The 6,670-nt window shown below is 73.0% G+C and carries 7 protein-coding genes; 2 read left to right on the top strand and 5 right to left on the bottom strand.

Features of this window, described 5'->3' with window-relative positions; translation table 11 throughout:
- The first annotated feature begins 53 nt into the window (after window positions 1-53).
- Both SS2_RS01230 and hemC read left to right on the top strand, forming a co-directional pair.
- Window positions 54-1,505 carry a protoporphyrinogen/coproporphyrinogen oxidase gene (locus SS2_RS01230; RefSeq protein ID WP_066460571.1) on the top strand — a complete coding sequence of 484 codons (1,452 nt, stop codon included), beginning with the start codon at window positions 54-56 and terminating at the stop codon, window positions 1,503-1,505.
- A gap of 175 nt (window positions 1,506-1,680) precedes the next feature.
- Window positions 1,681-2,616, top strand: coding sequence for a hydroxymethylbilane synthase (gene hemC / locus SS2_RS01235; RefSeq protein WP_066460572.1), 936 nt, complete (start codon window positions 1,681-1,683; stop codon window positions 2,614-2,616).
- 24 nt (window positions 2,617-2,640) lie between these two features.
- Here hemC and SS2_RS17280 read toward each other — a convergent pair whose 3' ends face one another.
- The 5 genes from SS2_RS17280 to SS2_RS01255 all read right to left on the bottom strand — a co-directional run.
- Window positions 2,641-2,802, bottom strand: coding sequence for a hypothetical protein (locus SS2_RS17280; protein WP_157607146.1), 162 nt, complete (start codon window positions 2,800-2,802; stop codon window positions 2,641-2,643).
- Window positions 2,799-4,277, bottom strand: coding sequence for a glycosyltransferase family 2 protein (locus tag SS2_RS01240; protein ID WP_083941495.1), 1,479 nt, complete (start codon window positions 4,275-4,277; stop codon window positions 2,799-2,801). Before SS2_RS01240 ends, SS2_RS17280 begins: the two co-directional genes overlap by 4 nt.
- On the bottom strand, window positions 4,277-4,993 hold the full coding sequence (locus SS2_RS01245; RefSeq protein WP_066460573.1) for a PHP domain-containing protein: 717 nt from the start codon (window positions 4,991-4,993) through the stop codon (window positions 4,277-4,279). Before SS2_RS01245 ends, SS2_RS01240 begins: the two co-directional genes overlap by 1 nt.
- On the bottom strand, window positions 4,990-5,979 hold the full coding sequence (locus SS2_RS01250) for an ATP-grasp domain-containing protein (RefSeq protein ID WP_066460574.1): 990 nt from the start codon (window positions 5,977-5,979) through the stop codon (window positions 4,990-4,992). The genes SS2_RS01245 and SS2_RS01250 overlap by 4 nt, the downstream gene beginning before the upstream one ends.
- Window positions 5,972-6,670, bottom strand: a 699-nt coding sequence (locus tag SS2_RS01255) for a PIG-L deacetylase family protein (protein WP_174523178.1), incomplete at its 5' end; no start/stop codon positions are given. The genes SS2_RS01255 and SS2_RS01250, both read right to left, overlap by 8 nt.

Below are 6,670 nucleotides of genomic sequence, written 5' to 3' on the forward strand. Positions count from 1 at the left end.
GATCGGGTGAGCACCCGTCCCCCGTCACCCGATCCAGCCCAGAGAGGCCTGTCATGAACCAGCGCAGAGGACTCAGCGACGACGCCGCGAGCCGCGTCGACGCCGTCGTCGTGGGAGGCGGGATCGCCGGACTGGTCGCGGCGCACATGCTCGTCGAGGGCGGGGCGCTGCCGGTCGTCCTGGAGGCCCGCGCGCGCTGCGGCGGCTACCTCGCGGGCGGCACGCTCACCGCTGGCGGCGCGACGGTCCGGGTGGACGTGGGCGCGGAGTCCTTCGCCGCGCGCAGCAGCGCGACCCGCTCGCTCGTGGAGATGCTCGGGCTCGAGACGGCGCCGCCCGCCGCCCTGTCCGCCTGGGGCTACACCCCGGCCCGGCGCCGCGCACAGGCCTTCCCGCTGCCCGCCACCGGGGTGCTGGGCATCCCCGGCTTCCCCTGGGCGGCGGACACCCGCCGGGCGATCGGCGTCGGCGGGGCGGTGCGCGCGAGCCTGGACTCGGTGCTGCCGGCTGACCGGGTGGACACCTCGAGCCTTGCCGCGCTGGTCCGCTCCCGCCTCGGGTCGCGGGTGCTCGACCGTCTTGTCACGCCCGTGGCCGGCGGGGTGCACTCCAGCGACCCCGCGCTGCTCGACGTCGCCGCCGTGGCTCCCGGGCTGCTCGAGGCCTACCAGCGCACGGGGTCCCTCACCGGCGCGGTGCGGGCCCTGCGGGCCCAGGCCCCTGCGGGCTCGGCGGTGCGTGGTGTGGTGGGCGGGATGAACCAGCTGGTCACCGCCCTGGAGCGGTCGATCGAGGCGAGCGGCGCGGAGATCCGCCGCTCCACCTCGGCGCTCACCCTGCGCCGCGACGGGGACGAGTGGCTGGTGCGGACCGGCCCCGGGCAGATGCTGCGGACCTCGCGCGTGGTGCTGGCGGCCCCGGCCCGCGCGACGCTGGGCCTGCTCGCCGACCTCGTCGACGTCGAGGGCGCGGAGCCCTCCCGCGGGACGGACATCCGCCTGGTGACCCTGCTCGTGCGGTCGGCGGCCCTCGACGCGGCGCCGCGCGGGACGGGGATCCTCGTGGCGCCCGGGACGTCCGTGGCGGCCAAGGCGTCCACCCATGCCTCGGCCAAGTGGCCGTGGCTGCGGCGCCAGCTCGACGAGACGGTCGGCACGGACGTGCACGTGCTGCGGTTCAGCTACGGACGCGGCGGCACCGACACCGCCCACGCCACCGCAGCCGACGACGCGCTGGTCGCCCAGGCCGTCGCCGACCTCGACCAGCTCTACGGCATCACCGACGCCGAGGTGCTGTCCTCGCTGGTCACAGCCTGGGACGACGCCCTGGCTCCGCCGACCCCGGCCTCTCGCACGCGGACCGCCCGTCTGCTCGAGGACGTCGACGGGCTCGCTCCCCGTGGCCTCCCCGGGCTCACCGTGACGGGGGCGTGGGTGGCCGGTACAGGGCTGGCTGCCGTGGTGCCGCACGCTCAGAATTCTGCACGTCTGCTGAATGGACGCTGAATGTCGCGTCGACGCGGCGGCGACTGTGACGTCGAAGAGACATTCTGTCAGAATTGTTGAGCGCGGGTAAATGCCGACCGCCGGGCCTGCTGTTATTCCATTCTGACGTCATGTCAGAACACATTCTAGGACCCGGAATTTCGACTCCCGCGGGGAAGGAGCGCAGACTGGGGCAGTGACCTCACCTCTGCGTATCGGTACCCGCGCCAGCACCCTTGCCCTCACCCAGACCGGCCTCGTGGCCGACGAGCTCCGCCGGCTCACCGGGCGTGAGGTCGAGATCGTGCGGATCAAGACCGACGGCGACGTGCTCACCGGCTCGCTGTCCCAGATGGGCGGCACCGGCGTGTTCGTCACCGCGCTGCGCGACGCCCTGCTCGACGGCCGCTGCGACGTGGCCGTGCACTCCCTCAAGGACCTCCCGACGGCGCCCTTCGCCGGCCTGACCTACGTCACGCCCGTGCGCGAGGACCCGCGCGACGCCCTGTGCTCGCGCGAGCAGCTGCGCCTGGCCGACCTCCCGACCGGGGCGAGCGTGGGCACCGGCTCACCGCGCCGCGCGGCCCAGCTGCTGCTGGCCCGCCCCGACCTGACCGTGGTGGACATCCGAGGCAACGTCGACACCCGGCTCGGGCGCGTGGACGCCTCCGGCCCGGGCGACCTGGACGCCGTCGTGCTCGCCGCCGCCGGGCTCAACCGGCTCGGCCGCAGCTCGGTGATCACCGAGCTCATCGACCTCGACACCATGGCTCCAGCCCCCGGTCAGGGATCCCTGGCCGTGGAGTGCCGCACCGAGGACCTGACCGAGGACGTCTCCCTCGCCGAGGCCTTCGCCGCCCTGGACGACGCCGGGACGCACCTCGCCGTCACGGCCGAGCGCGCTCTGCTCGCCCGCCTGGAGGCCGGCTGCGCCGCACCGGTGGGCACCTACGCCAACGTCAGCGACGGCGTGCTGTCCCTGCGCGCCGTCGTCGCACGCCCGGACGGGTCCGAGCACCTGCGCCACGGCGGCACGGTCGAGGTGACCGACACCGACCTCGCCGGCGCCAGCGCGCTCGGGGAGTCCGTGGCGGACCACTTCCTCGCCCTCGGCGCAGCAGACTTCATCTGAGCACCTCGCTGACCCGCGGCCGGTCTAGAAGTAGATCACTCGCATCATGACGGCCGCCGCGACCAGGGCGAGGGCGCCGAGGGCCTTGACGATGAGCAAGCCCTCCCGGCGCCGGTCACGACGACGCTCGGCGTCGGCCTGCCGGGTCGTGTCGTCGGCGTGCCCTGCCTGCGGCTGGCGACTCACGAGGCTCTCACCCGGCCCGTCTTCTCGGTCTTGTCCCACACCTGCGCGGCGCCGCGGTACTCCTTGATGTAAGCATCGAAGGTGATCGCGCACAGGATCGGCCCGTAGCCCACGAGGTAGACCAGCGGCGGCGCGAGCCAGCGGCCCACCCGGGTCGGCTCGATCCGCTTGATGAGCCAGGCGCCCAGCATGGACACCGAGATCCACAGGTAGGCGAAGAGCGTCCAGCCGACCGTGTCGAAGGGGTCCCAGCCGACGAGGTGGGTCAGCGGGCGCTCGATGAGCCCGGGCAGGAAGGCCGTGGTCATGACGAGCAAGGAGATCGCGCCGGGGAAGAACAGCGCCTCCCGCCAGGCCCGGCGTCCGGTGCTGCCGTCGATCATCACCGTCAGCGCCGTGATGTAGACGTACGTCCCGCCCGCGAGGAACCATGTCGCCTCGAAGACCAGCCGCGCCAGGGCGCTGTCCAGCAGGAACAGGCCCACCAGCCCCACCGACGTCAGCACCATGGTCACCGGGAGCAACAGGATCGCGAACCAGAACAGGCCGAAGCTGAAGGCGCCGAGGTTGTGGCCGCGCCGCGGCCGGAACCACAGGTTCTTGAACTCCTTGGTGATCTGGACGTTCCCGCGAGACCAGCGCAGACGCTGCTTCCACAGCGCCGCGACGGTGCCCGGCTCCTCCGCGAGCACGATCGCGTGCGGCTCGAAGACCACCTTGCGCCCGGCGAGCTGGGTGCGGAAGGTCGTGAAGGTGTCCTCGGCCAGGGAGGTCATGTCGATCTCGCCGCCGATGGCCTCGAGGTTCTCCCGCGAGTGCAGCTGCGCACCACCGGCCAGGCACGCCACCGCGCCGAGCACGTTCTGCGAGCGGCGCGCCGCGGCCTGAGCCGCGATGTACTCGTAGCCGATGAACCTCGTGAGGTAGTTCGGGTCCGCGCTGCCTTCCTTGATGTACGCGGTGACCGCCCCCACCTCGGGGTCGGCGAGGTGGCGCGTGAGCAGGCGCATCGAGTCCGGCTGGTAGATCACGTCGGCGTCCATGATGAGCAGCGCCTGCATCCAGTCGTCGGCGAGGATCTCGCGGATGCCGTGGTTGAGGGTGTGCGACTTGCCCTGTCCACCCACCTCGCGGCGCAGGTGCACCACGCGCCCCGGGTACTCCAGCTCCTTGGCCCGGGCGACGTCGGGGGTGTCGTCGGTGCTCGCGTCGTCGACGAGGTAGACCCGCAGCGACTGCGGCGGGTACTCCAGGCGCATGAGGCGGTCGATCGACGCGGCGATGACCGCGCCCTCGTTCCACGCCGGGATGACCACCGCGACCCGCGGGAAGTAGCCCGCCGTGCGGCCGTAGTGGTTGCGCACGCCGTGGAAGGGGATGACGAGGAACTGGAAGGCACCGGCCGCCACCGGGATCGCGCCGGTGGCGACGAAGGCCAGGCACAGCCAGGTGGCGACGGACTCCAGCACCTCCATCAGCGGTCCTGCGCAGCCTGCAGGATGCCCGGGACCCGGGAGTACACCCCGACGTCGGCGCTGTCGTGGCTGTCGGTGCTCACCACGAGGTGCGCACCGGCGTCGGCCAGTGCGCGCACGGCGCGCGGGGACGGGCACGCCCACTTCTCGTTGACCTCGATGAGCGTCCCGGTGCCCACCGCGGCGGAGGCGATCGCGGCGAGGTGCTCGTCGGTGACGGCGTCCTCGGTGAGCCCGATCTTCGGCAGGATCGAGAACAGGTGCGCGAGCTGGCCGCGGTCCACCCGGCTCATGGCCGCGACGGTCGCACCCACGAGGGTGTCGACGGCGTCGCGGGCGCGCTCGGGCGTGGTGAGGGACTCGCGGACCACCCGCGGGCTCAGCGGGCCGTCCGGCCCGGGGAACTGGTGGTCGGCGATGAGCACGCGCCCCAGCCCGGGGTGCGTGGCCAGCCCGGGCGGCAGGTCGAGGGCGCCGGAGGCGTCGAGGATCTTCGCCTCGACGCCGGTCTCCACGCTCAACCCGTCGGGGACCGTCAGCCCGGCCACGGCCTCGAGCATCTGCGGCACCCAGGTGGTGCTCACCCGGACGTGGTCGACGAGCCGCAGCACCGCGACCCCGCGGGCCGACGCCGCGGCGACGTTCTCCGCGAGGGTGCTGACCGCGTCGTCGGAGAAGCTGGAGTGGACGTGGTGGTCCTGGGCGAGCGAGATCACGGCAGCGCCGGGGCGGCCGACGCGGCGGAGGTCACGGCGAGCACCTCGGCGGGGTCGAGGAAGACGTCCTCGAGGAAGCGCACGTTGGCCAGCTCACGGAACTCCAGGCGCTCGGGGACCGGGCGGCCGAGCACGATGTCCAGGCACAGCCGGGGCATGTCCACCCCGCTGGCGATGGTCAGCGGCATCGCGCCGGGGAAGCGCGGGTTGACCTCGAGCAGCGCCGGCGTGCCGTCCGCCCTGCGGCGCAGCTGCACGTTCGCGACCGTCGTCAGGCCGATCGCCGCGGCCACCCGGGTCGCGGTCTCTTCGAGGCCGGCGTCCTTGACGGTCCGGCCGGCCACCGTCACCCCGGAGTCGACCCGCAGCCGCGAGCGCGGCACGGCGGCCAGCACCGTCCCGGACAGGTCCGCGATGACGTCGACCGAGTACTCCTCCCCCGGGAGGTTCTCCTGGACGATGGTCTGCTCGTCGGTCCCCAGCGCGCGCAGGGCGGCCTCGTCCTCGACCAGGTGGACCCCCCGCGAGCCGCTGCCCGAGCGGGGCTTGACGATCACCGGGTAGTCCCAGTCGTAGGAGGCGCCGAGCAGCTCGGTGCGCGGCACGACGTCGCCCAGACCGGCGCAGACCTGAGCGAGGCGGTACTTGTCGAGGGTGTTCTCCAGCGTGGTCAGCGACGGGCTGGCGACGGTGACCCCGAGGGCGGTGAACTCGGCGAGGCGTCGCGCGATCGGGACGAGCTCGACGTCGACGGTGGGGAAGAGCACGTCGATGCCCTGCCGCTCGCACAGCGCGAGCAGGTGGTCGACGAAGTCGGGGGCCAGGCCCGGGCGGACCAGGTGGCGCTGGTCGGCGGGGACGAGGTAGAGGGCGCTCGCCCACACGTCCATGTCCGCCGCGTGCACTCGCGCGTCGGTCGCTGCGAGGGAACGCACGATGGCGACCCCGGCAGGGCCACCTACTCCTGTGACCAGCACGTCAGTCATCCAGCACGCTTCCTTCTGCTTCGTTCGAGGGGTGGATCGAGGGGGCGCTCAAGTCGTTGCTCAAGTCGTTGCTCAAGGGGTTGAGCGAGGCGATGGTGGGGAGCACGGGGGCCAGGGCGCCGGGGGCGGCGTGCCCCAGGGAGTGCTCGCCGTGCCCACGCGCCTGCAGGCCGCGGTCGGCCTGGTGGGCGGCGCTGAGCCGCACCCCGGTGGCGTCGCGGACCACCTCGAGGGGCTCGGCGTACGTGCCCCCTCCGTAGCGCGACCAGTACCGCGCGGTCGCCAGGACGAAGTCCGGCTCGAGGTAGTCACGGATGGATGCCTGCGAGGCGAAGGACCGCAGCAGGGCCAGCTTGGTGTCGGTGAACCCGTCGATGGAGACGAACCGGTTGGGGCGGAAGTCAACCGTGGCGGAGGGGCTCTGGTAGCACGCGAACATCGGGACCCGGCGGGTGGCCACCGAAGCGGCACGGTGCACCGCGACGTGGTCCTGGTGCCGGTCGTTGCTGGAGTGGGTGTAGACGATCGTGGGCTGCACCTCGGCGACGACCTGCTCGATGATCCCGACCGTGGGGTCCGACGAGGAGATGCGCGTGTCCTCCAGGTCGTTGAGGAACAGGCGCGCGCCGATGAGCTCGGCGGCGGCCAGCGACTCGTCCTGACGGCTGCCCGCCGCCCCGCCGCGAGCACC

Origin of the sequence: Sanguibacter suarezii NBRC 16159 (genome assembly GCF_001552735.1) — a bacterium.
In the GTDB taxonomy this organism is placed as follows: Bacteria; Actinomycetota; Actinomycetes; order Actinomycetales; family Cellulomonadaceae; genus Sanguibacter; species Sanguibacter suarezii.

Coding starts and splice junctions, on each gene's coding strand:
- SS2_RS01230 (WP_066460571.1), top strand. CDS start 54: ATGAACCAGCGCAGAGGACTCAGCGACGACGCCGCGAGCCGCGTCGAC.
- SS2_RS01240 (WP_083941495.1), bottom strand. CDS start 4,277: ATGGAGGTGCTGGAGTCCGTCGCCACCTGGCTGTGCCTGGCCTTCGTC.
- SS2_RS01250 (WP_066460574.1), bottom strand. CDS start 5,979: ATGACTGACGTGCTGGTCACAGGAGTAGGTGGCCCTGCCGGGGTCGCC.